The following is a 21,823-nucleotide window of genomic DNA, read 5'->3' as shown; positions in this document are numbered from 1 at the left end:
AATTATCGTACAATTACTTATTTTTTGCGGGCATAAGCCAGCGAAGCGGCGACAAAGTTAATAAAAAGTGGGTGCGGATTAGCAACTGTTGATTTTAATTCGGGGTGAAATTGCGAACCGACAAAAAACGGGTGGTTTTTAAGCTCTACAATCTCCACCAGGCCATTGTCAGGATTAATGCCAGATGGGGTAAGGCCCGCAGCCTCATATTGCTTAAGGTACTCGTTATTAAACTCATAACGGTGACGGTGCCTTTCCGAAATATGGTTTTTTCCGTAAATAGCCGCCGCTTTAGTGCCTTTTTTAATATCGCAGGGATAAGCGCCTAAACGCATGGTACCGCCTTTGTTGGTGATATTTTTCTGATCTTCCATCATGCCGATAACCGGGTAAGGGGTTTCGGGATTCATTTCGGTACTGTTGGCACCCTCAAAACCTAATACGTTACGGCCAAACTCAACTACCGCACATTGCATACCTAAACAGATACCAAAGAAAGGGATATTATTTTCGCGTACGTGGCGGATAGCCTGGATCTTACCTTCAAAGCCACGCTCGCCGAATCCGGGGGCAACCAACACGCCGTGCATGCCTTTTAATTTTTCAACAGCGTTTTCGGGCGTAAGCTGTTCTGAAGGGATATATTCAATCCGCACTTTACATTCCTGTTTAGCACCTGCGTGGATAAAGGCTTCAGTAATGGATTTATAAGCATCCGGCAGCTCCACATATTTACCAACCAGCGCAATACGTACATCGGCAGTCGGGTTTTTCAGGCGGCCAAGAAACTCTTTCCAGTTTTCGAGGTTTGGTTCGTTTTTGTGCGGAAGTTTTAATTTAGTCAATACGGTTTTGTCAAGCTGTTCTTTCAGCATTAACAGAGGTACATCGTAAATACTTGGCGCGTCAATAGATTCAATCACCGCGTTGATATTTACGTTACAGAATAGTGCAATTTTTTTGCGGATATCATTGGTAAGGTGATGTTCGGTACGGCAAACCAGGATATCGGGCTGGATACCATACTCTAATAGCATTTTTACCGAGTGCTGCGTAGGTTTGGTTTTTAATTCGCCTGCTGCTGCAAGGAATGGTACCAGTGTAAGATGGATAACTAAAGAGTTAGCCGATCCAATTTCCCAACGGAATTGCCTTACAGCCTCAATATATGGTAATGATTCAATATCGCCTACAGTACCGCCAAGCTCGGTGATCACGATATCGTAATCGCCGCTTTCGCCCAATATGCGGAAGTTTCTTTTTATTTCATCGGTAATGTGGGGCACTACCTGTACAGTTTTTCCTAAAAAAGCTCCTTCACGTTCTTTATTAATTACATTTTGATAAATGCGGCCGGTAGTAATGTTATTGGCTTTTGAGGTAGGAGTGTTCAGGAAACGCTCGTAGTGGCCAAGATCAAGATCGGTTTCGGCACCATCTTCGGTAACGTAGCATTCGCCGTGTTCATAAGGGTTAAGGGTTCCCGGATCGATATTGATGTAGGGATCGAACTTTTGGATGGTTACACGGTAACCACGGGATTGAAGTAGTTTGGCTAAAGAAGCAGAGATTATACCTTTTCCTAACGATGAGGTAACACCGCCCGTAACAAAAATATATTTAGTCATGATTTTTTTTGAAAATGACCGGGCTTTTATACCGCGACCAATTGTTTCTGTACGGGATACAAAAGTACGAAAATTTTCACGCTTCGGCGTAGCTGTTTTTAAAAAAGGGAACTGTTAATGTAATTTATTTGTAAGTGTTTTATAGAGAGCGCTTTATGGGGATTTCTTGTTCCTTGTGGGCATACGCCCAGAGTTTTAACAGACTTCGGATACACGATAATCATCTCTCTTTGATTTAGCGACGAATATTTATAGATATATTATTAAATTTGTCGTCGATATATCAACCTAAACCGATGAAATACTTATCTAAACTATTTTCACTTTTAATTTTGTGGACTTTTTGCATGGGGTGTACCAAGCATGGAGAGTCTGATGTTCTTATACCAATTGTAGATACTATTGCGCCCAATGTGGGCTCCGCGGGAGATCAGATAAATATTATTGGTTCCAATTTCAGTACAAAAATCAAAGATAATGTCGTTATTTTTGGAGTCGGGCAACCTGCAGTGGTTACAGCAGCTACGCCTACACGGCTAACAGTAACGATACCAGAAGCATCAGACGGAGCCTGGGTTTTGATGCTCAGGGTTAAAAACAGCCAAACTATTAGAGCTGGATTGGTAACAATAGTATCCCTACCCACTATTACCAGCATGTCACCAGTTACTGGACCGGCCGGCACACAAATAACACTTAATGGTACGAACTTTAGCTCCACGATTTCTGATAACGTTGTGAAAATTAATGGAGTAGATGCCACTATACAGAAGGTTAGTGATACGCGTTTAACGGCTGTTATACCACCTGGGGCTACCAGTGGTCCGGTAACTCTTACCGTAAGGGGTAAAAATGCAACTATGATAGCCGGAAGTAACTTTAATAACTTCAAGATCGTTCCGGCTTCTGAATTTGGAACGCCAGGTCAGGCCTATGACATCAGTAGTACAGTATCATTTGATTATGCTAATGCAATTGACACCGATGGAAACTTATGGGGTATTAATTCGAAAGACGGCCAGATATACAAACTTTCATACAAAGACGGCAGTGTACTTAAAAAGGTTAGCATAGCTGATATTGGCTTTGATAATACATTAAGTAGTTATGGCGGCGTTGGTATAACCCGGGATTCCAACGGTAGGTTACATGCCTATATTGCTGGCGCTTCCTCAACAGGATCAAAAGCTTATGTTGTATCCATCACTAATACAGGTGTTGTAACTAAGGATTTTGCAACGGTGTTGTTAGGCAGTTCCGGGCTAACGGCACATGATTTTGTTATACTTAGCACGGGCGAGGTATTGACGACAAATGGTACAGGTTATTCAACGGATGATAATGACCTGGTTCGGCTAAATACAAACGGCACTTATGATATTTATTACGAAGGTGCTCGTGCAAGAGATTTGGTAGTTGAAGGTAAAGAATTGTATGTGTTAAGATATTTTAGAGGCGTCCCTACCCATGTGTTAATTGAATTTTATAAACTGGATCATAACAAAGTTAAAACAACAATAGGTTTCCCTTATTCTGCTCACAACGCCTCATCGGTTAATTATGTAAACGGTCCGCTAAATTCTGCCGTGTTTTGGCAGTTAGAGGCTTTTACAATGGCTAATGGTGATATTTACACGGGAGAATCCTATAATCAACTAATACGTAAGGTAGATTTACATACCAGCACACTTGAGGTAACCAAAATAGCTGGGATAGACCCATATACTCCCTTCCCGCGTCCTTTCCAGGTTTTTACCGGTTCATTTGATAATGTAACACTACCAATGATTACCAGCTTATTATATGACGATAAGCACAAAGTAATGTATGCTTTCGGTTTTGATGGAAAAATAACAAGATTGGCGCTTAATTAAGAGAATTTCCTTTAATTAAATTTAAGGGCATTGTATCTATGAAGTTAGTAAGTTGGCCTTACACACTTTCTCTTTGCCTGCTATACATATCTATCTTACGGTGCAACTCGTTAGGATTAAAAGGCTTGCTTACATAATCGTTCATACCTACGGTAAAGGCCATATCCTGGATATCAAGCATGGCAGATGCAGTAAGGGCTATAATGGGCAATTTTTTGTACTTATCATCAGGTAGTTCACGGATAGCGCGGGTAGCCTGGTAACCATCCATTTCGGGCATTTGCAGATCCATCAAAACCATGTCATAGTCATGGGTTTGCACCAGCATCAGGGCTATCTCGCCGTTTTCGGCAACATCACATTCAACTTCCCATTGTTTCATGAACTGTTTGGCCAGTATCACATTGATCTGGTTATCTTCGGCAATTAGCAGCCTTGTACCCTTAAGACTTTTTAAGCGATAAAACTCATCACTATCGGCTGTGCTGCTTAATTGTTTTTTGCTGTTTTTAAAGGTAAGGGTAAAATTAAATACCGAGCCTTTGCCATATTCACTTTCAACGGTAATATCGCTGCCAAGCAGTTGGAGCAGGCGTTTGGTAATAGTTAAACCCAAGCCTGTGCCGCCGTATTTGCGGGTTGTATCTGAACTGGCCTGGTTAAAGCTTTCAAAAATATGATCAATTTTATCAGGCGTTATACCTATCCCGGTATCGGATATCTCAAAATCAATGGTTGATGAGTCAGTTGTGCTGTTTGCTAACGACGCGGTTACCGTCACTTTTCCTTTATGGGTAAATTTAACAGCATTGCTCATTAGGTTGGTGAGGATCTGGCCCAGGCGCACCGGATCGCCAATGATGGCATTGGGTAAATCCTGGTCCATCATCAGTTTTATCTGGATGTTTTTTTCGTTTGCCTTTTGCAGCAGGGCCAGGCGGATATTTTTGATCAGATCGGTAAGACTAAAGTCAACGCTTTCAAACTCAACTCCGCCAGCCTCTATCTTGCTGAAATCCAATATGTCATTGATGAGTACCAGCAGATTTTCGGCCGAAAACTTCAGGAAGTTCAGAAATTCCATTTGCTCGGGCTTGGGGTCCTGGTGTATGAGCAGGTGAGTAAAACCAATAACGGCGTTCATTGGCGTACGGATTTCGTGGCTCATAATACTCAGGAATTGCGCCTTAGCCATGGCCGCTTTTTCGGCAAGTTCTTTTGAGTGGATCAGGGCAACTTCCAGTTCTTTGGCTTTAGCTATGCGCTCGTGCAAAAAGCTGATGATATGGATCAGGTCATCGTCTGAGTCGGAGATGTTTAACTCCACATCGGGATTAAGTGCCCTGATGGCTTCTTTCAATTGTGAGATGGAGCGCTGTTTGATCTCATTTTGTAACCGCAGGTTATCAGTAACCGTTACATATTCACGCTCACTTACATTAAAGGCATGGTCTGCAAGCTTTATCGACTTTTCAAAATTTTTAAAGCTGTTATTTACGGCACCTAAAAACTGTAAAATAGCTTCATCTTCCAGGTATTGCGCCGGGAGTAATTTTTTTATTTGCTTATCCAATAAGTGATGGTACTCCATAAATCAGCGTTCGGTAAAGGTTGTGATGGTCATGGTTTGGTTATGCAATTCGCAGTTCGACCCCTTGTTAAGGGGCGACAATTCTCCGTATGAATAAAAGCCCGCCATAGCCGTTTTATTGCCGAAGATATGTTTGGCTGCCATTAACTCTTCGTCTGTACGGTCGTTAAGCACCAGTTTTCGGCCCACGCAGCTAATCAATATAGCCAGATCGGCATGCTCCGGCCCGGTTACTGCGTCGGCAGCGGCCGATGATGAAGCACCGATCAGTTTTTCAAAATTGGCTTTCATCAGGCGTACTTTACTTCCTTCGGGTAAATTGCCGGCAAAGGTCATTGATTTTTTGTCTTCGTTAACGCTCAATATGGTTCGCACCAGCTTTTTGTCAGAGCCTTCAATGCTTAATGATAAAGGGAACAGCAGGGCCGAACCGGGCAGTTCTTTAGCATACTCACCTAAATATTCTTTATAAAGATCGAGCGCGCTTTTCCCATCTATCTCAAAAAGTACATTTTTATCCGACCTGGTAATGCTTCGCTGAGGCCCAAACTCTTCCCAGCCCCCGCTTGAGCCGTGACTGATATGCAGGCTATCACCATAAAAGCCTATGGCTATCACATTTCCTTGAGCGGGAACGGCATTAAGGCTGGTAAATGTGCTGTTAAACCGGGCTGCATCGCCGGCCAGGCCTCCGGTTACGGGAACCTTGCCCGGATTATCGCGGTTAAAGCCGTCAACCAGTTCACTTCCGTTTATAAAAGTGCCGTCGGATATAATGAATACACAATTTAAGCCTTTTTTATCCAATTGCGACATCAGGAAGGCTCCCGTTTCGGCACTGTTGGCCTGTTTGTTCACATGGGTAGCAGTACAGGCTATGGATGATTTTTCTAACTCAACCGCGGTTACAACAATGCTGTCGTCATACACATCACTGCCCATGATTTCGCCAGCTGTGGAGGCAAAAACTACATTAGCATTAGGATAGCTCTTTTTAAGATAATCATAAATTTCAGGACCGGTAATTAATTTCGGTGCACCGAAAGCAAGTACCAACTGACATTTTTCAGCACTAAATTCAGGGTCTGTAAAGTAATTTACCCAACCCTTGTTTACAAAATGATGCTGCCTTATCTTCATGATGATTTTAGGTTAATAATATGGTGATGCTACAGATGAAGTTAATAAATTAAGAAACAAAAATTGCTTGAAATATGAAAGTATTAAACAGCTTATTGTTTACAGAAAATTCATTAATTATAAATATTGGAATTGTGTTTTAATAGTTTAAATTGGACTTTAATACAGTACGCTTAATCTTATACGTATTAAGAATAACAAGGTTATCAGTACGGGAAGTGTTAATCTATTGGGAGGGTTGAATCAGAAACTATATATCAAACTTCAGTTTCTCCAGATCTTCAGGCACATCAACGGCATGGGTTTCCAACTCGGTTTCGGCCACTTTGATACGGTAACCATTATCTATCCAGCGAAGCTGCTCCAGGCTTTCGGCCTTTTCAAGCGGGGATACCGGTAGTTTGGTAACTTCCTGCAATATATCTGCGCGATAACCGTAAATGCCGATGTGTTTGAAAAAGGTGTGAAATTCGAGCCAATTCTCGGGTTCCTGGCCGCGGATATGGGGCAGGGTAGCGCGGGAGAAATAAATAGCTTGGGATAATTTATTGATCACCACCTTGGGCGAATTGGTATTATGGAGTTCCTGTTCGGTCAGGATCCTTTTTATAAGAGTGGCCAGTTGGGTTTCCGGATCGTTAAAGCAGGCTGTTAATTTGGTGATCTGCTCAGGGTCAATAAAAGGCTCATCGCCCTGGATATTGATGATCACGTCATACCCGGGGTGCAGGCGGGCAACTTCGGCACAACGGTCGGTGCCGCTTTGGTGGTTGGCACCTGTCATTACCGCAATGCCGCCAAAACCGTTTACGTGGTTAAAGATCCGGTCGTCATCGGTAGCCACGACAACTTCGCTCAGGCTCCGGCATTTTTTTGCCTGCTCATATACGCGTTGGATCATAGTTTTACCGCCGATATCAACCAATGGTTTACCGGGAAAACGTGACGATGCGTAACGAGCGGGAATAATGCCTAAGATTTTCATTTGATTTTTATTACAATGGTTTTAAACATTTGCAAAGCTAAGTCCTGATCCTGCTTTGATAAATTACTGCCTGATAGTTGGAAGTTTAAAGTTGATGATTTACTTTGATAATAAATACCAGTAATTCCTTTTGAAGGATTTTTTGGCCAAACTGTTTTTACAATAAAATCTCGTTTCGACTCTTCATTAAAGTTGTGATCTTTTATCTCTGCAGGGATTTCTATCGGAATATACACTGTACTATCTTTGGTAAGTATATCTGCAATATAGTCAGCTTTAGGAAATTTGCTTTTTTGCTTAGCGGTAGGTTTATGTATTGAAATTTTGACTTTTATATTGGGGGCGTCACTATATGTACGTTCTCTATCGCAAAAATCACATCCGCGTTGCCAGTCGTTAGTTTTTATATACTCCTGTTCTGATAGTAATAAGTGATTAGCATATCCCATCGAACTAATTTCGAAAGAGAGAGTATCGGTTGGAGCAATAATTCTACCTACAAAAGAGTCTATGCCTTGTTCCTGTTGGAAATGCCAGTTAGGAGGCAACCATAGTTTGAAACTATTCAAACTGAGCAGATGCCACGTGCTGATATTTACTTGTTTTTCTGAACTATGTTCGCAGGAGAATAAAAGAATAGATAATAAAGCGAAGATCAAAAACTTCTTCATACCCTATTAAACTATTAAAACAGCCCGTTAATCTCCCTTTCAATCAAGTTCACAATGGTTGCCATGTCCTCGGTATTGTTAGCAAAATCAAGATTGTCTTTATCAAGGATGAGGAGTTTGCCCAATTTATAATTGTTGATCCATTTATCATACTTTTCGTTCAGTTTTGAAAGATAATCTAAACGGATACCTATTTCATACTCACGGCCTCGGCGCTGAATATTGCTTACCAGGGTAGGCACGGATGCTTTAAGGTAAACCAACAGATCGGGCGGTTTAATAAACTCGGTGATATTTTGAAAAATTGATTCGTAGTTTTCGTAATCGCGCGTGGTCATCAGGCCCATATCATGCAAGTTTTCGGCAAAAATATAGGCATCCTCGTAAATGGTGCGGTCCTGTATAATATTATGCCCGCTTTTTTGGATATCGATGATTTGGCGGTAACGGCTATTCAAGAAGTAGATCTGAAGGTTAAAGCTCCAGCGCTTCATGTCGCTGTAAAAATCCTCTAAATAGGGGTTGTTATCTACTGCTTCATACAAAGGGTCCCATCCGTAATTTTTGGTCAGCATCTCGGTAAGGGTGGTCTTTCCGGCGCCTATATTTCCTACAATAGCTAAGTGCATATATTTTAGTTCATGGGTTATAGTTCATGGTTCATAGCTGATGTTTTTAACGAAGAACACCCGCTGTTTTGAAATGAACTCCGACTAATATACACTATGAACTATGAACTATCAAAACCCGCTATTTAAAATTTCCTGAAGCCGATGATCTCTCTAACTTCCTTTATCGTTCTTGACGCGCTTTCGCGGGCCTTTTCGGCACCCATTTCGGCTACTTTGCGCAGGTAATCGGCGTCGTTGGCAATGGCGTTGATTCTGTCGCGGATAGGGGCCGTTGCCAGTACCATATCTTCGGCAAGCTGTTTCTTTAAATCGCCGTAACGGATAGCCATTTTATTATAAAGCCCGTCAAAGTGGGCGAGAGTATCAGGGGTGGAAACAACCTTCATTAAATCAAACAGGTTTTGGATCTCCTGTGGTTTTTGCTGGTTTTCAACGGTAGGGCCGCTATCGGTTACCGCGCGCATTACTTTTTTGCGGATGGCTTCGGGTGTATCGCCCAAAAATATCGCGTTGCCTTCGCCTTCTGATTTGCCCATTTTTCCCTTGCCATCCAATCCCGGAATTTTTACCAAACTTTCGCCAAAGCTAAAGGCAAAAGGCTCAGGGAAATAATCATGGTTATATAGTCTGTTGAAACGGTTACCAAAAGTGCGGGCCATTTCAAGGTGCTGCTCCTGATCTTTACCTACAGGCACTTTAGTAGCTTTGTGGATAATAATATCCGCCGCCATTAAAACCGGGTAAGTAAGCAGGCCGGCGTTCACATTTTCGGGATTGGCGCGTACTTTATCTTTAAAAGAAGTTGCGCGTTCCAGTTCGCCCAAATAAGCGTTCATGTTCAGGTACAGGTATAATTCAGTAACCTCCGGAACATCCGATTGCACGTATATAGTAGCCTTTTCAGGGTCGATGCCCGCGGCTAAATATTCTATCAGCACCTGTTTTACGTTGCCATGTAAGTTGGCAGGCGTAGGGTGTGTAGTTAACGAGTGGAGGTCGGCAATAAAGAAAAAGCAGTTGTATTCGTTCTGCATTTTTATAAAGTTTTGCAACGCTCCGTAATAATTTCCTAAGTGTAAGTTTCCGGTCGAACGGATGCCACTAACAACAGTCTCCATAGTGTGGCGAAAGTAAGGAATTTTTCTATTTTTGGTAATGATGAAAATGATATTGAGAAAAGTACACGTATATCTTTACATTGTGAGCGTGGCCCTGGGCTACGTTATATTATGGCCTTTTTTCTATTATTTTTCTCGTAAGTCCGAACGCTATCATACGCTCAATTCATTCAGAAGGGTTTGGGGATTAGTGAGCTCTGCTTTTGCGGGCATATTTTACCATTTTGAATATGAACAACCGATTGACTGGAGCAGGCCTTATATCATTTGTCCTAATCATACCTCAAACCTTGATATTTCGGCTATGTGTATCCTGGTTAAAAGCAATTGCTGTTTTATGGGCAAACATGAGCTGGAAAATGGCCTGGTAACCGGCCTGTTTTTCCGTACGGTGGATATTCCTGTTAACCGTGATAGTAAAATGTCGTCGTTCCGGGCGTTTAAAAAAGCATCCGAGAAATTACAGGAGGGCGTTTCTCTTATCATTTTCCCCGAAGGCGGAATTTCGGATCATTATCCCCCGCAGCTTTGCCCGTTTAAAAATGGTCCTTTCAGGCTGGCTATTGAGTTAAAAATACCTGTCATCCCGGTATCGTCGGCCAATACCTGGCAAATACTTTGGGACACCGGCATTAAGCACGGCAGCAGGCCAGGGATCTCTAAATTTAAGGTTCATAAGCCTATTGAAACGGCACACTTGAGTATCGACGATGCCGATGCTTTACGGGATGAAGTATTTGAAATTATGAACAATGATTTAAAGTTTGAAGGCGCTGTTTCTACCCTGGCTTAGTCAATTATATGACAGCAGACCGGGAATTTGTAATATATTTGTGCATAAACCCATTGAAGCGGCCCAGTTAAGCATGGATAATGCCGGCGCACTGCGCGATGAGGATCACGCTATTATAAAACAAAAAACAACAGGCATGACCATAGATAAAGAAACCGTTGAAAAAGTAGCCCACCTGGCCCGCCTTGAACTTACTGAAACCGAAGTGCAGGATGCGATGAAGGATATGAGCAAGATCCTTGATTTTATGGCTAAATTGAACGAGGTGGATACCACAGGTGTTGAACCGCTGGTTTATATGACCACCGGTGCCAACGTGCTGCGCGAAGACGTAGTTAAACAACAAATTACCCACGAAGAAGCTTTGGAAAATGCCCCTAAACATGACGAAGACTACTTTTTGGTGGCCAAAGTGATTGAGAAATAGTTTTTTGTCCGAAAGTCGGGAAAGTCGGTAAGTCGGAGAAGTCCGAAAGTTAAGACGGTAGTAAGTTAGACTAAAAACTTGCGGACATCGGACTTACGTACTACCGACCACTAAAAATAAAAACCACTGTAACATTCGGCACCCCAGTGCAGTCCAAATAAAAAATAATTCATGGAGCCAATAAATACTGCCAAGCCGTTAATAACCATAAAAGATATCGGGCGTAAATATGTAATAGGTGCCGAGGTGATCCACGCACTTAAATCAGTTTCGCTTTCTATTAACAAAGGCGAATTTGTGGCTTTGATGGGCCCTTCCGGCTCCGGCAAATCAACCCTCATGAATATTTTGGGCTGTTTGGATACCCCAACCAAAGGGCAGTACATCCTTAACGGGATAGATGTGAGCCACATGACCGATAGTCAACTTGCCGAAGTACGTAACTCGGAAATTGGTTTCGTGTTCCAGACATTTAACCTGCTGCCCCGTAATACTGCTTTGGATAATGTGGCGCTGCCACTAATCTACGCCGGCGTTAATAAAGAAAAACGTAAGGAACGTGCCGGCAATGCATTGAAAAATGTTGGCCTTGGTCACCGTATGGATCACAAACCCAATGAACTTTCGGGCGGGCAAAGACAGCGTGTTGCTGTGGCAAGGGCGCTGATCAATAATCCATCCATTATACTGGCCGATGAGCCAACAGGTAACCTTGATACCAAAACATCCATCGAGATCATGGGCCTTATTGAAGATATCCACGCCAAAGGTAATACCATTATCCTGGTAACGCACGAAGAAGATATTGCCTTGCACGCCCACCGCATAGTGAGGATGCGCGATGGATTAATAGAGAATGACTACGTTAATACCAATGTTCAAACCGTTGACCGCAGGGTAGAGGAGGTGTAAGCCCCCCAGCCACTGAGGGGGGAGTTATAGCTTTTATTATCTACAGTATAATGCAAATCTATCTCCGTGAAACAACTACAAACAGGCAGCTTCTACGGACAAACCAATCAAACAACGCATTTACAGGGTATCACCATAACTGATACCGAATATACCCTTGATAAGGTGGACTGGCATTACCATGAAAATGCCTACTTCACTTTTATATTGGCCGGTAATGTTATTGAGGGCAATAAAAAGGAGGTTTATCATTGCCCGGCAGGCAGCCTGCTGTTTCATAACTGGCATGATCCGCACTATAACATCAAGCCCAAAGGCTTTACCCGCGGCTTTCATATCGAATTGCAAAAGCGCTGGTTCGATAACCTGGACTTTAAACAAGATAAACTGGAAGGCAGCTTTGCCATTCAGGACCCGGATGTGAAATTTATTTTATACCGGATTTTTAAAGAATCAAAGATTTGTGACGAGCTGACCGCAATGACTGTAGAAATGTTATTGCTGCAAACGCTCAATAAAATGCAGGTAAATAATACTGGCACTTCACGGCAAATTCCTGCCTGGGTTAACAAGCTAAAGGAATTATTGGGAGATGACCCGGCCCGAAAACATACGCTTGCCGAACTTTCCGGGCTATTACGGCTCCACCCGGTTCATTTATCCCGTAATTTTTCAAAATATTTCAATTGTACTATGGGCGAATATATCCGCAAGCTCAGGGTTGAAAAAGCGTTTGCTTTATTGGCAGATGGCGGGTTATCCTTAACAGATATCGCCTATGCCTGCGGATTTGCCGATCAAAGCCATTTTTTACGTTGCTTCAAACAGTTTGGCGGCAGTAACCCGTCGGCATATCGTAAGTTTTTATTAAAGCCATGTTAATTCTGTTCTATTTTAAAAGTGTTGATAGACGCAGATTTGTAATATCTAAACAATTAAAATGAAACGTTATTTACTCATAATCTCCATTATACTTACAACCGGCTGTAAAACATTCGCGCAGGTGGGCAATATCATCGAACCTGAACCTATAACCTCCGTTCTTCAAAAAGCCAATATGGGTAAGGTTGTTTTTGAGGCGGATACTATCCCGCTTGAAAAACTGGAACAAACCGATCTGTTAACAAGCTATGAGGCTAAACCTGCCAATAATTTGTACATGCGGCTTTTGTTGGCCAATTCATTAACCAATTACCAGCATAGCTTAGCGCCGTCGTTAAGTATTGAACAATTGAACGGGGGGAATTTTCAGTTTGTCTTTTATGTAGATGGCAGGCAGGTTTACCAGGAAAACCTGCATAAAGGGGCCAATTTGCCCATCGTAAAAAATACAAAAACCACCATTTTTGTTCCGCTCGTCAGTAGCCGGAGAGAAGATTCATGGGGACGCTTTTTGTGGGGGCGGTTTATGGCCCACGGCGGGGAAGACGCGCTTACTACAGGTGCGCACCGGCTCAAAATTGAAGTAAGGCCCTATGTTGCTGTCCCTTATTTGAAAGTAGGTGAGCCGATAGCACAGGGAGGGATTAGGGTTACCGTACCGGCAATTGATTTCAGAGGCGCCGAACTGCAAAATATAAAACCGGGCAGCGGCTGGCAGGTATCAAAAGAAGATTTTGATAAAAAGAAGATCATGGAGATGAATGCCCTTATTGCCGGCAACAGGTTTAAACAGATCACCAGCGTGGTAGTGATCAGGAACGGCAAGTTGCTAATTGAGGAGTATTTTAACGGCAGCGCGCGCGATTCATTGCACAATCCCCGTTCGGTTGGTAAAACATTTGCTTCGGCCGTGATGGGGATAGCAGTTCATGATGGCTATATCAAAAGCGTTGATCAAACCTTAAAGGAGTTTTATGACCTTAAGAAGTTCAGTAACTACTCACCTCAAAAGGAAAATGTAACACTAAAAAGCCTGCTTACCATGAGCTCCGTTTTTGACGCGGATGACAACCAAAGTGATTCGCCGGGGAATGAAGAAAATATGTACCCCACCGATGATTGGGTTAAATTTACCCTCGGCCTTAAAACAGACAGCAATAAAAGGGCAGGTAAACAATGGAATTATTTTACAGCCGGTGTGGTGGTATTAGGCGATATTCTGAACAAATCGGTACCCGGCGGACTTGATAAATATTCGGCCGAAAAGCTGTTCAAGCCATTGGGCATCAGTAATTATCGCTGGCAATACACACCACAGAATGTACCCAATACCGCCGGCGGCCTGCAAATGCGCTCGCTTGATTATGCCAAATTCGGGCAATTGTATAAAAATGGCGGTGTATGGAATGGCAAACAGGTAATTTCGCAAAGCTGGGTTAAGGAATCATTTACCAAACACCTTACGTTACCAAAAGATGTGGTAGGTGAGGGCTTTTACGGTTACCTGTTCTGGAACAAAACCTATTGGGTAAACAACGAAGCTTACGAAACTTACTACTGCTCAGGCAATGGCGGCAACAAGATCTTTGTTTTTACCGATGAGCCACTGGTAGTTGTTATAACCGCCGAGGCCTACAACACGCCCTACGCGCATTCGCAGGTTGATAGAATGATGAAAGATTATATTTTACCGGCGGTATTAAAATGATTTTCTGTAGGGGCGCATAATTGCGTCTCTGAATATATTGTAGGGATAGGTTACGGGAGACGCAATTATGCGTCTCTACAAACAACAGGAATTATTTTATCCGCTACTGTTATTACTATTCACATCTAAATTGTGTGCTCAATCGCAGGTGGTACACAGCCTCGAAACAAACTCTGCCAGATGCATAGCTTTTTCTGCAGATATGGCGTGGGTATTACCGATAATGAGGGTGTGCTCAACAATCTCTATTACAAAATCATCCAGCCTGATATCCATTACCACATTGCGGAAATTACGGTCGGCACCGGTAATTGCTTTTTGGCGGTCGCTTACCAGCATATAAAAAGTGTCACTAAAGGCCTTGTCCTCGGCAAAATCAAGCTCAACCGGGTGGATCAGTTCAATGATCTTGTCAACCAATGTTTCGCGCCTGATGAGTACCCGGCCAAAATCATGCTTTAAATAAGCCAGTGCCCAGGTTTGATATGGTGTGTAGGTTACAGCCTTGCCGTGATGATGCCCGATATGTTTTGACTGGCATTCGGTGAACAGCATATAGCTGTCGTTATTTTTATTTTTTATAGCATATGATTCTTTTACACTAATGTCGAGATAGTCTTTGAAAATGCTAAACTGCTCTAAATGAAAATCAATATGCCCGGTTTGCTCAATCCTGAATCTGTTTTTCAGGCTGTCCAGGATATCACCGAACTGGTCGGTAGCCGGGGGATACAAACCGGCGTTTTCAATAGTGGATTCCAAATGTTAAAGTTTAGTGTTGTATAATGCTAATATAATAATAACTTTTTTGCTTTGAAATTCAAAAATACAGCTGTTAATAATGATAAGGCTTCATTTTACCGCATGAACAAGCGCAATTAGCATCAGTAATCCCTAATTTCTTCAGGAAAAACTGGTAAAAGCCAATCCTGTCGTTCATATTATACATGTTTTCGCCCTTATTGCATTCTACTTCGCCGTTTACAATATTAATGGTCATACCAAAACCAGGTGTGCGGCCTGCGGCTTTATCTTCTGCATTGGGTTGCCATTTGCCTGTCATTACAGCATGCGCCGATGGTTTGTGGGTTTGAGGCGTCATCCAGAAATAGATGGCGGTTTTAAAAGCCATCACCGGGTCGGTTTCTACCATCTCGGGATTTTGGAGCAGTATTTTATCATCGCCTAAAATACAATCCGAAGCATAGCCGTAATTGCCGTTATAGCTCAATTGCATCGGCCCGCGGCCATAGTATTTTTTACCGGCCACAGGTGGGTATTCATCATTTTCGGCAATGTAAGGCAAACTGGTATTGCTTTCATGGATCAGCATTAGGCCATCGGTATATGTAGCATTCATGCCATGACGGGTTTCGTGCGCAATGTGCGCAAAAAAGGCAGCGAGTTCCTTTTTATTTACATCGGCACTGTATTCGGTGCAGAAATTGCCATAGTCAATGGTGTAGGTGCTATCTGGTTTGGCTTTGGCCCATTCTTCGTTCCAATCAACATCCTGGCGTACAACGGCCTTTTTGCCTGTTTTTTTATCGGTACGTATCAACTGGTAAACGGATGTTGCCCGGCGGGTTACTTTTATACTGATCATGCCGAGCTCATCGGCTGCTTTGATAAAGGCAGCATAAGTATAAAATTTATCACGTTGCGGAAAAAGATCATTAAATTGTTTTTCGCTTAATAAACTGGCCATGCTTACTTTAGGAGGGGCCGGTTTATCTGCCACCGCCTTGTTACTGTCGCTGCCACTGCTACTTTTACTGTTGCCGCCGCAGCTAAAGCCGGTTGAAAGCAGGATGATAAGCGATAAGGAGAGCAGCTTGGATGATAATATGATCGGTTTCATGAGTTTCACGCTAAGTATGTTTGATGATATCACGGATGCAAGTTTAAGCTAACATATTAAAAATTACACTTTATTGGCAAAAAATATGCTAAAGTGTTATGAAATACAAAATTTAAGATGATAGATTTGAAATAACACCAATCATGAAAAAAAGATTTATCGGGCTTGGTTTTAATTGCTTGATAATCAGAGTTGGCTTTTTTGTAGCCTGATTGTTGGCGGCTTATTTGTTAAATTAAGTATGAAAATATATACTAAAACGGGCGATAAAGGGTTTACCTCATTAATTGGCGGTACGCGCGTGCCCAAGCACCATATCCGCATTGAAAGCTATGGTACGGTTGATGAACTTAATTCGTACATCGGGCTTATTGGTGATCAGGATATTGATGCACATGATAAGGAGGTATTGAAGCAGATACAGGACAGGTTGTTTACAATTGGCTCTTCACTGGCAGCCGACCCTGAGCGGTCACGGATGATTATTCCGGACCTTCACATGAGTGATGTGGAAATGCTGGAAACGGAAATGGATACCATGAATGAAAGCCTGCCGGCGCTTAAACATTTTATTTTACCGGGTGGCAGTAATGTGATTTCATTTTGCCATATTGCAAGATGTGTTTGCCGCCGTGCCGAGAGGATAACCGTTCAGCTTGCCGAAGAAAGTACAGTTGATGAAAAAGTGAATATTTATCTGAACAGGTTGAGTGATTACCTGTTCACTTTGGCCCGCAAAATTGCTGATACTAATAAAATAGCTGAAAATCAGTGGATACCACGGGTTTAAAAAATTGAAAAAAAATATTGATATTCAATTTGAAAATGTTATACTTTTGCGAAAAAGTAAATTTTACTGATAATTATAAATATAAATAAAAACGATGTATTGGACACTTGAACTGGCATCGCACCTGGAAGATGCACCATGGCCCGCAACTAAAGATGAATTAATTGATTATGCTATCCGTTCAGGCGCTCCTGTTGAGGTTATCGAAAACCTTCAGGCACTTGAAGACGATGGCGAACCGTACGAAAACATAGAAGAGATCTGGCCGGATTATCCGACTAAAGACGACTTCTTCTTTAATGAAGACGAGTACTAAACACGATAATGAAACCCTTAGCAATGAGGGTTTTTTTATTAACCGCTAATTTTGGAATGGTTTTGGTATGGGTAATTACACATTTACTTAACTACTAAAAACATAACAAAATGAGAGGTTTATTGTACATTATCGCTGTTATCCTGGTTATAGGATGGCTGTTTGGAGCATTTATACACCCATTTGGGGGTGGTTTGATTCACATACTATTAGTAATAGCTATTATAGCTGTACTTTTAGGTGTAATCAGACGGGCATAACAAATTTAACCTTGTATTGCAAATCAAAAAAGCCGCAGACTTTATAGCTGTGGCTTTTTGCTTAAAAGCAGTTCGGCAATGGCGATATCTTCGGGGAAGGTGATCTTGATGTTGCTATGATCGCCTTCGGTAAGTTTTATTTCGGCGCCATATTGCTCAACAACGCTTGCATCATCTGTAAACCGGGTATCAAATGGTTGTTCATAAGCTTTTCTTAATAGCGAAGCCCTAAAGGTTTGCGGGGTTTGCACCAGGTAAATCTCATCCCTGACCAGGCTTACCGAGCGGCCTTCTTTTACCTGGCGTATCGAATCGCGGCTTTTAACGGCCACTACCGCCGTGCCATGCTTGGCGGCGCATTGGTAAGCTTCATCAATAATATAGGATGCAGTAAGCGGCCGTACGGCATCCTGTACAGCAACCAGTGCTTCCTGCTCGGTAATCAGGTTAAGCCCGTTTTTGACCGAATGAAAACGGGTTTCTCCGCCCATAACCAACTGATGGGAAATGGTAAATGAATATTCCTGAATCAATTGCCGCCAGTAAGCATGGTAAGCTGCTGGTAAAACCAGTATAATGGCTGGTTTCGCCTCCGATTGCTCAAAGGCTTCAATGGTATGCATTAATACGGGTTTACCGTTAAGCAGTAAAAATTGTTTAGGTACCGCCGATCGCATCCGGCTGCCCGAACCTCCTGCTACTATGATAACGTAGTTTTTGTTTTGAGCTGTGAGATGTGAGATATGAGATGTGAGATTGGAGGCTGTCATGACTTTATTTGACTAATATCTAACAAAATTGCCTGCAAAAAAAATGAGATATGAAACCATAGTCTCATATCTCAAATCTTATATCTCAAATCTAAGAAGATTAGATGATCAGCATCGCATCACCGTAGCTGTAAAAACGATATTTTTCTTTTACGGCAATTTCGTATGCATTCATTACATGCTCGTAACCGCCGAATGCCGAAATCATCATCAATAGTGTTGATTCAGGTGTATGGAAGTTGGTGATCATTGAATTGGCAATGCTGAAATCATACGGCGGGAAGATGAATTTGCTGGTCCAGTCGTTAGCAGCTTTCAGGGTTTTGTTTGCCGATACAGCCGATTCAATGGCACGCATTGAAGTTGTGCCAACTGCACAGATGCGTGCTTTGCGTTCAATACCGCGGTTTACAATATCAGCTTGTTTTTGTTCAATGATAAATTGCTCCGAATCCATTTTGTGTTTGGTTAAATCCTCAACCTCAACCGGGCGGAAGGTGCCTAAACCAACGTGCAAAGTAACTTCCGCAAAATCAACACCTTTTAATTCAAGGCGTTTCATAAGCTCACGGCTGAAGTGTAAACCTGCAGTAGGAGCAGCAACGGCGCCTTCATGCTTAGCAAAAATGGTTTGGTAACGCTCTTTATCTTCGGCGGTAGCTTTGCGTTTAATGTATTTAGGCAGTGGTGTTTCGCCTAAAATTTCAACGTTACGACGGAATTCTTCGTCGGTACCGTCAAATAAAAAGCGGATGGTACGGCCGCGTGAAGTGGTGTTGTCAACAACTTCAGCAATCAGCAAATCGTCATCGCCAAAATATAATTTATTACCTACTCGTATTTTACGGGCCGGATCAACCAGTACATCCCATAAACGCAATTCTTTATTCAATTCGCGCAGCAAAAATACTTCGATGGTAGCACCGGTTTTTTCTTTGTTGCCATATAAACGGGCAGGGAAAACTTTAGTATTATTAAGGATCATTACATCCTTATCATCAAAATAATCCAGCACGTCTTTAAATATTTTATGCTCAATTTTGCCCGAATCTTTGTGTAAAACCATTAAACGTGATTCATCGCGGGTGGCAGAGGGTGTATGGGCGATAAGAGATTCAGGTAAGTTGAATTTAAATTGAGATAATTTCATGCTTGTTTTTATGAATTTTCAAGGGCGCAAATGTACGAATTTTTTTGTTAATTTAACAGATTTTTTTAAGAAGCAGTTTTATTACACTACCGTTATATTAATTGCAAAATACTGTAACTTAAATCATGTTCTGTTGTCTAAAAAAATATTGGCAGGCGGCTTAATGTATCAGTAATAAAAACGCCCGTTATATTATTATTACCTCCACGCTTTAACCGTGCAATTAGGATTGATTAACAAGTAAGATCAAAATAAGTTATATGCTTTTTTTAAAACTTTTAAGGGAAAGTTTTTTGTTTGCCGGCGATGCCCTGCGGCAGAACAAAACACGTACGTTGCTGTCATTGCTTGGGGTAACTATTGGTATATTTACTATCATAGCTGTACAATCGGCAGTTGATACCCTGCGTAATAATCTGCAAAATAGTGTTAATAAGCTGGGTAATAACAGTATATATGTGCAAAAGTGGCCCTGGGTAGGCGGTAGCGATTTCCCCTGGTGGAAATACCTGCAAAGGCCTGAATCTGACCTTCGCGATTTTAACGAACTTTCGCGCCGTATTACAACCGCCGAGGCATTATCATACGAAATAAATATTGATAACCGCACTATAAAGTATAAGAGCAACACGGTTGAAGGCGCCCAGGTAGACGCTGCATCACAGGATCATGACAAAACCTGGAATTTTGACCTTGAGAGTGGTCGTTACTTTACCGAAATGGAATCAAAAACCGGTGCGCCTATAACCGATATCGGTTATGATATAGCCCAGGCCCTTTTCCCCGATGGCGATGCCGTAGGTAAGCAGATTAAGGTGATGGGGCGGTATGTGACCATTGTAGGCGTGTTTTCAAAACAGGGTAAGGATATGCTTGGTATCTCTACAGATAAGGAGGTGCTGCTGCCCCTTAACTTTGCCCGCAACTTAATTGATATACAGAGTTCAAAATATGGTCCTTCAATTATTGTGCGTGGAAAAAAAGGGATCCCGACCGATGATGTTGAAAGCGAGATCAAAGGGTTGATGCGTTCTATCAGGAGGCTGAGGCCCGGAGCCGATGATAATTTTTCGTTAAACCGTACAACCATGATCACCCAGCAGCTCGACGATCTTTTTAAAGTGGTCAACATTGCCGGTGCTATCATTGGCGGGTTCTCAATTTTAGTTGGTGGTTTTGGTATCGCTAATATCATGTTCGTATCGGTAAAGGAACGCACCAATATCATAGGGATACAAAAATCATTAGGGGCTAAAAACTATTTCATATTATTGCAGTTTTTAATTGAATCGGTTTTGCTTTGTTTTGTGGGCGGGATCATTGGGTTGTTTTTTGTATATCTGGCCACGTTTGCCGTAAAGGCCGCTTTAGATGTACAGGTAATACTTGATGCTGCTAACGTTACACGGGGCTTAAGCTATTCAATTATAATAGGGGTGATAGCTGGCATTATTCCCGCGTATTCGGCCTCGAGGCTGGACCCGGTAGAAGCTATCCGTACAAACTAATTGTAATATGAAAATAATTAAAGAATTTTGTTTTTTAGCGGCTTTAGCTGTTGCCGCTGCGTGTAACCAGCCTGCCAAACAACAGGATATTGCTAAAGTGGATACGACTGCTGCTGCCAAGCCTGCGGCCGAAGCCCAGGTTGCAGATACAGGTAACACCAGTGATGTTTTTAAGGCTTATATCGCTTTAAAAGATGAGTTTGTTAAATCGGACCCCGCCGGCATAAAAACAGCTGCTACAGCTTTGGAAGGTAAGCTTTCTGGTATAAAAGGCTGCAGCGAAACAGCTGCTGTGGCGCACCAGATAAGCAATGCAGCGGATATCAAAGCCCAGCGCGAAGCGTTTTTGGTATTAAGTAAAGATGTTATCGCTTTGGTAAAAGGTGCGAAATTCAAGTCGGCGCCAATTTATGTTGACTTTTGCCCGATGGCCGATGGAGGAAAAGGAGGGTACTGGCTTTCGTCAACAAAACCAATTGTAAACCCCTATTTTCCGGAGCACATGAAAGAGTGCGGAACTGTGAAGGAACAGATTAACTAAGACCGTTGATCCTTCTTGATTACACCGATTACGTTGATGATATTTAAAGCGATAGGCGATCCCTGTCGCTTTTTTTATTTTGAACCATGATTTTCATGATTGAAGGATTTTATGATATTTTAAAGCGATTTGCATACTGATCGCTTCGCCGCCCGTAGACTTCGTCTATGGATGATTTATGTATGTGGTTGCAAACCAAATATATAGGCTATTGTGATATGATTTAATTAGTGTGTAGGGCTGGAGTTACAAACTCCTGGCATAGT

The 21,823-nt window shown here is 42.2% G+C and carries 22 protein-coding genes; 11 read left to right on the top strand and 11 right to left on the bottom strand.

What is annotated here, in order from left to right:
* Window positions 1–17 precede the first annotated feature (17 nt).
* Window positions 18–1,628 (bottom strand): CTP synthase, encoded by a 1,611-nt coding sequence (locus tag ABID99_RS15225; protein ID WP_373614237.1) that lies wholly within the window; start codon window positions 1,626–1,628, stop codon window positions 18–20.
* A gap of 296 nt (window positions 1,629–1,924) precedes the next feature.
* Between ABID99_RS15225 and ABID99_RS15220 the strand changes: the two genes are divergently transcribed.
* Window positions 1,925–3,502 (top strand): IPT/TIG domain-containing protein, encoded by a 1,578-nt coding sequence (locus ABID99_RS15220; RefSeq protein WP_373614236.1) that lies wholly within the window; start codon window positions 1,925–1,927, stop codon window positions 3,500–3,502.
* Window positions 3,503–3,560: 58 nt separating this feature from the next.
* Here ABID99_RS15220 and ABID99_RS15215 read toward each other — a convergent pair whose 3' ends face one another.
* The 6 genes from ABID99_RS15215 to trpS form a co-directional block, all read right to left on the bottom strand.
* Window positions 3,561–5,093, bottom strand: coding sequence for an ATP-binding protein (locus ABID99_RS15215; RefSeq protein ID WP_373614235.1), 1,533 nt, complete (start codon window positions 5,091–5,093; stop codon window positions 3,561–3,563).
* Between the two features lie 3 nt (window positions 5,094–5,096).
* The gene (locus ABID99_RS15210) at window positions 5,097–6,233 is read right to left on the bottom strand and encodes an FIST signal transduction protein (protein WP_373614234.1); all 1,137 of its coding nucleotides are present in this window, start codon (window positions 6,231–6,233) and stop codon (window positions 5,097–5,099) included.
* Window positions 6,234–6,483: 250 nt separating this feature from the next.
* Entirely contained in the window at window positions 6,484–7,218 is a 735-nt protein-coding gene (gene kdsB, locus ABID99_RS15205; protein WP_373614233.1) for a 3-deoxy-manno-octulosonate cytidylyltransferase, read from the bottom strand.
* On the bottom strand, window positions 7,215–7,889 hold the full coding sequence (locus tag ABID99_RS15200) for a hypothetical protein (RefSeq protein WP_090524474.1): 675 nt from the start codon (window positions 7,887–7,889) through the stop codon (window positions 7,215–7,217). Before ABID99_RS15200 ends, kdsB begins: the two co-directional genes overlap by 4 nt.
* A gap of 14 nt (window positions 7,890–7,903) precedes the next feature.
* The gene (locus ABID99_RS15195) at window positions 7,904–8,518 is read right to left on the bottom strand and encodes a deoxynucleoside kinase (RefSeq protein ID WP_090524476.1); all 615 of its coding nucleotides are present in this window, start codon (window positions 8,516–8,518) and stop codon (window positions 7,904–7,906) included.
* 125 nt (window positions 8,519–8,643) lie between these two features.
* Entirely contained in the window at window positions 8,644–9,639 is a 996-nt protein-coding gene (gene trpS / locus ABID99_RS15190) for a tryptophan--tRNA ligase (RefSeq protein WP_373614232.1), read from the bottom strand.
* A gap of 37 nt (window positions 9,640–9,676) precedes the next feature.
* On the opposite strand from trpS, the gene ABID99_RS15185 reads away from it, so the two are divergent.
* The 5 genes from ABID99_RS15185 to ABID99_RS15165 all read left to right on the top strand — a co-directional run bounded on the left by ABID99_RS15185 (window position 9,677) and on the right by ABID99_RS15165 (window position 14,361).
* Window positions 9,677–10,432: a lysophospholipid acyltransferase family protein gene (locus ABID99_RS15185; RefSeq protein WP_373614231.1), complete on the top strand. Its 756-nt coding sequence runs from the start codon at window positions 9,677–9,679 to the stop codon at window positions 10,430–10,432.
* Window positions 10,433–10,472: 40 nt separating this feature from the next.
* Window positions 10,473–10,859, top strand: a complete 387-nt coding sequence (gene gatC, locus ABID99_RS15180; protein ID WP_371328316.1) for an Asp-tRNA(Asn)/Glu-tRNA(Gln) amidotransferase subunit GatC — start codon at window positions 10,473–10,475, stop codon at window positions 10,857–10,859.
* 171 nt (window positions 10,860–11,030) lie between these two features.
* A complete protein-coding gene (locus tag ABID99_RS15175) occupies window positions 11,031–11,771 on the top strand; it encodes an ABC transporter ATP-binding protein (protein WP_090524482.1) in 741 nt (246 codons plus the stop codon).
* 66 nt (window positions 11,772–11,837) lie between these two features.
* Complete coding sequence (locus ABID99_RS15170; RefSeq protein WP_373614230.1) at window positions 11,838–12,653, top strand: helix-turn-helix domain-containing protein; 816 nt, start codon at window positions 11,838–11,840, stop codon at window positions 12,651–12,653.
* Window positions 12,654–12,711: 58 nt separating this feature from the next.
* Window positions 12,712–14,361 (top strand): serine hydrolase domain-containing protein, encoded by a 1,650-nt coding sequence (locus ABID99_RS15165; protein ID WP_373614229.1) that lies wholly within the window; start codon window positions 12,712–12,714, stop codon window positions 14,359–14,361.
* A 138-nt stretch (window positions 14,362–14,499) separates the two neighbouring features.
* Here ABID99_RS15165 and ABID99_RS15160 read toward each other — a convergent pair whose 3' ends face one another.
* Entirely contained in the window at window positions 14,500–15,123 is a 624-nt protein-coding gene (locus tag ABID99_RS15160) for a hypothetical protein (RefSeq protein WP_354481827.1), read from the bottom strand.
* A gap of 73 nt (window positions 15,124–15,196) precedes the next feature.
* Entirely contained in the window at window positions 15,197–16,222 is a 1,026-nt protein-coding gene (locus tag ABID99_RS15155) for a chitinase (protein ID WP_373614228.1), read from the bottom strand.
* A 241-nt stretch (window positions 16,223–16,463) separates the two neighbouring features.
* Here ABID99_RS15155 and ABID99_RS15150 point away from each other — a divergent pair, with 241 nt between their 5' ends.
* From ABID99_RS15150 to ABID99_RS15140, 3 genes are all read left to right on the top strand, one after another.
* Window positions 16,464–17,012: a cob(I)yrinic acid a,c-diamide adenosyltransferase gene (locus tag ABID99_RS15150; protein WP_090526166.1), complete on the top strand. Its 549-nt coding sequence runs from the start codon at window positions 16,464–16,466 to the stop codon at window positions 17,010–17,012.
* Window positions 17,013–17,106: 94 nt separating this feature from the next.
* On the top strand, window positions 17,107–17,328 hold the full coding sequence (locus ABID99_RS15145; RefSeq protein WP_002996718.1) for a DUF2795 domain-containing protein: 222 nt from the start codon (window positions 17,107–17,109) through the stop codon (window positions 17,326–17,328).
* A gap of 110 nt (window positions 17,329–17,438) precedes the next feature.
* The gene (locus ABID99_RS15140; protein WP_110585189.1) at window positions 17,439–17,588 is read left to right on the top strand and encodes a lmo0937 family membrane protein; all 150 of its coding nucleotides are present in this window, start codon (window positions 17,439–17,441) and stop codon (window positions 17,586–17,588) included.
* A 41-nt stretch (window positions 17,589–17,629) separates the two neighbouring features.
* On the opposite strand, the gene ABID99_RS15135 is transcribed toward ABID99_RS15140, so the two are convergent.
* A complete protein-coding gene (locus ABID99_RS15135; RefSeq protein ID WP_354481830.1) occupies window positions 17,630–18,358 on the bottom strand; it encodes a 2-C-methyl-D-erythritol 4-phosphate cytidylyltransferase in 729 nt (242 codons plus the stop codon).
* A gap of 100 nt (window positions 18,359–18,458) precedes the next feature.
* Complete coding sequence (queA, locus tag ABID99_RS15130; RefSeq protein ID WP_090524496.1) at window positions 18,459–19,508, bottom strand: tRNA preQ1(34) S-adenosylmethionine ribosyltransferase-isomerase QueA; 1,050 nt, start codon at window positions 19,506–19,508, stop codon at window positions 18,459–18,461.
* 260 nt (window positions 19,509–19,768) lie between these two features.
* On the opposite strand from queA, the gene ABID99_RS15125 reads away from it, so the two are divergent.
* Window positions 19,769–21,016, top strand: coding sequence for an ABC transporter permease (locus ABID99_RS15125; protein ID WP_091171548.1), 1,248 nt, complete (start codon window positions 19,769–19,771; stop codon window positions 21,014–21,016).
* Between the two features lie 7 nt (window positions 21,017–21,023).
* On the top strand, window positions 21,024–21,557 hold the full coding sequence (locus ABID99_RS15120) for a DUF3347 domain-containing protein (protein WP_176623784.1): 534 nt from the start codon (window positions 21,024–21,026) through the stop codon (window positions 21,555–21,557).
* The last annotated feature ends 266 nt before the right edge of the window (window positions 21,558–21,823 follow it).

Origin of the sequence: Mucilaginibacter sp. OAE612 (assembly GCF_041806395.1) — a bacterium.
In the GTDB taxonomy this organism is placed as follows: Bacteria; Bacteroidota; Bacteroidia; order Sphingobacteriales; family Sphingobacteriaceae; genus Mucilaginibacter; species Mucilaginibacter rubeus.
This window is presented reverse-complemented; position numbering and strand designations above follow the sequence as displayed.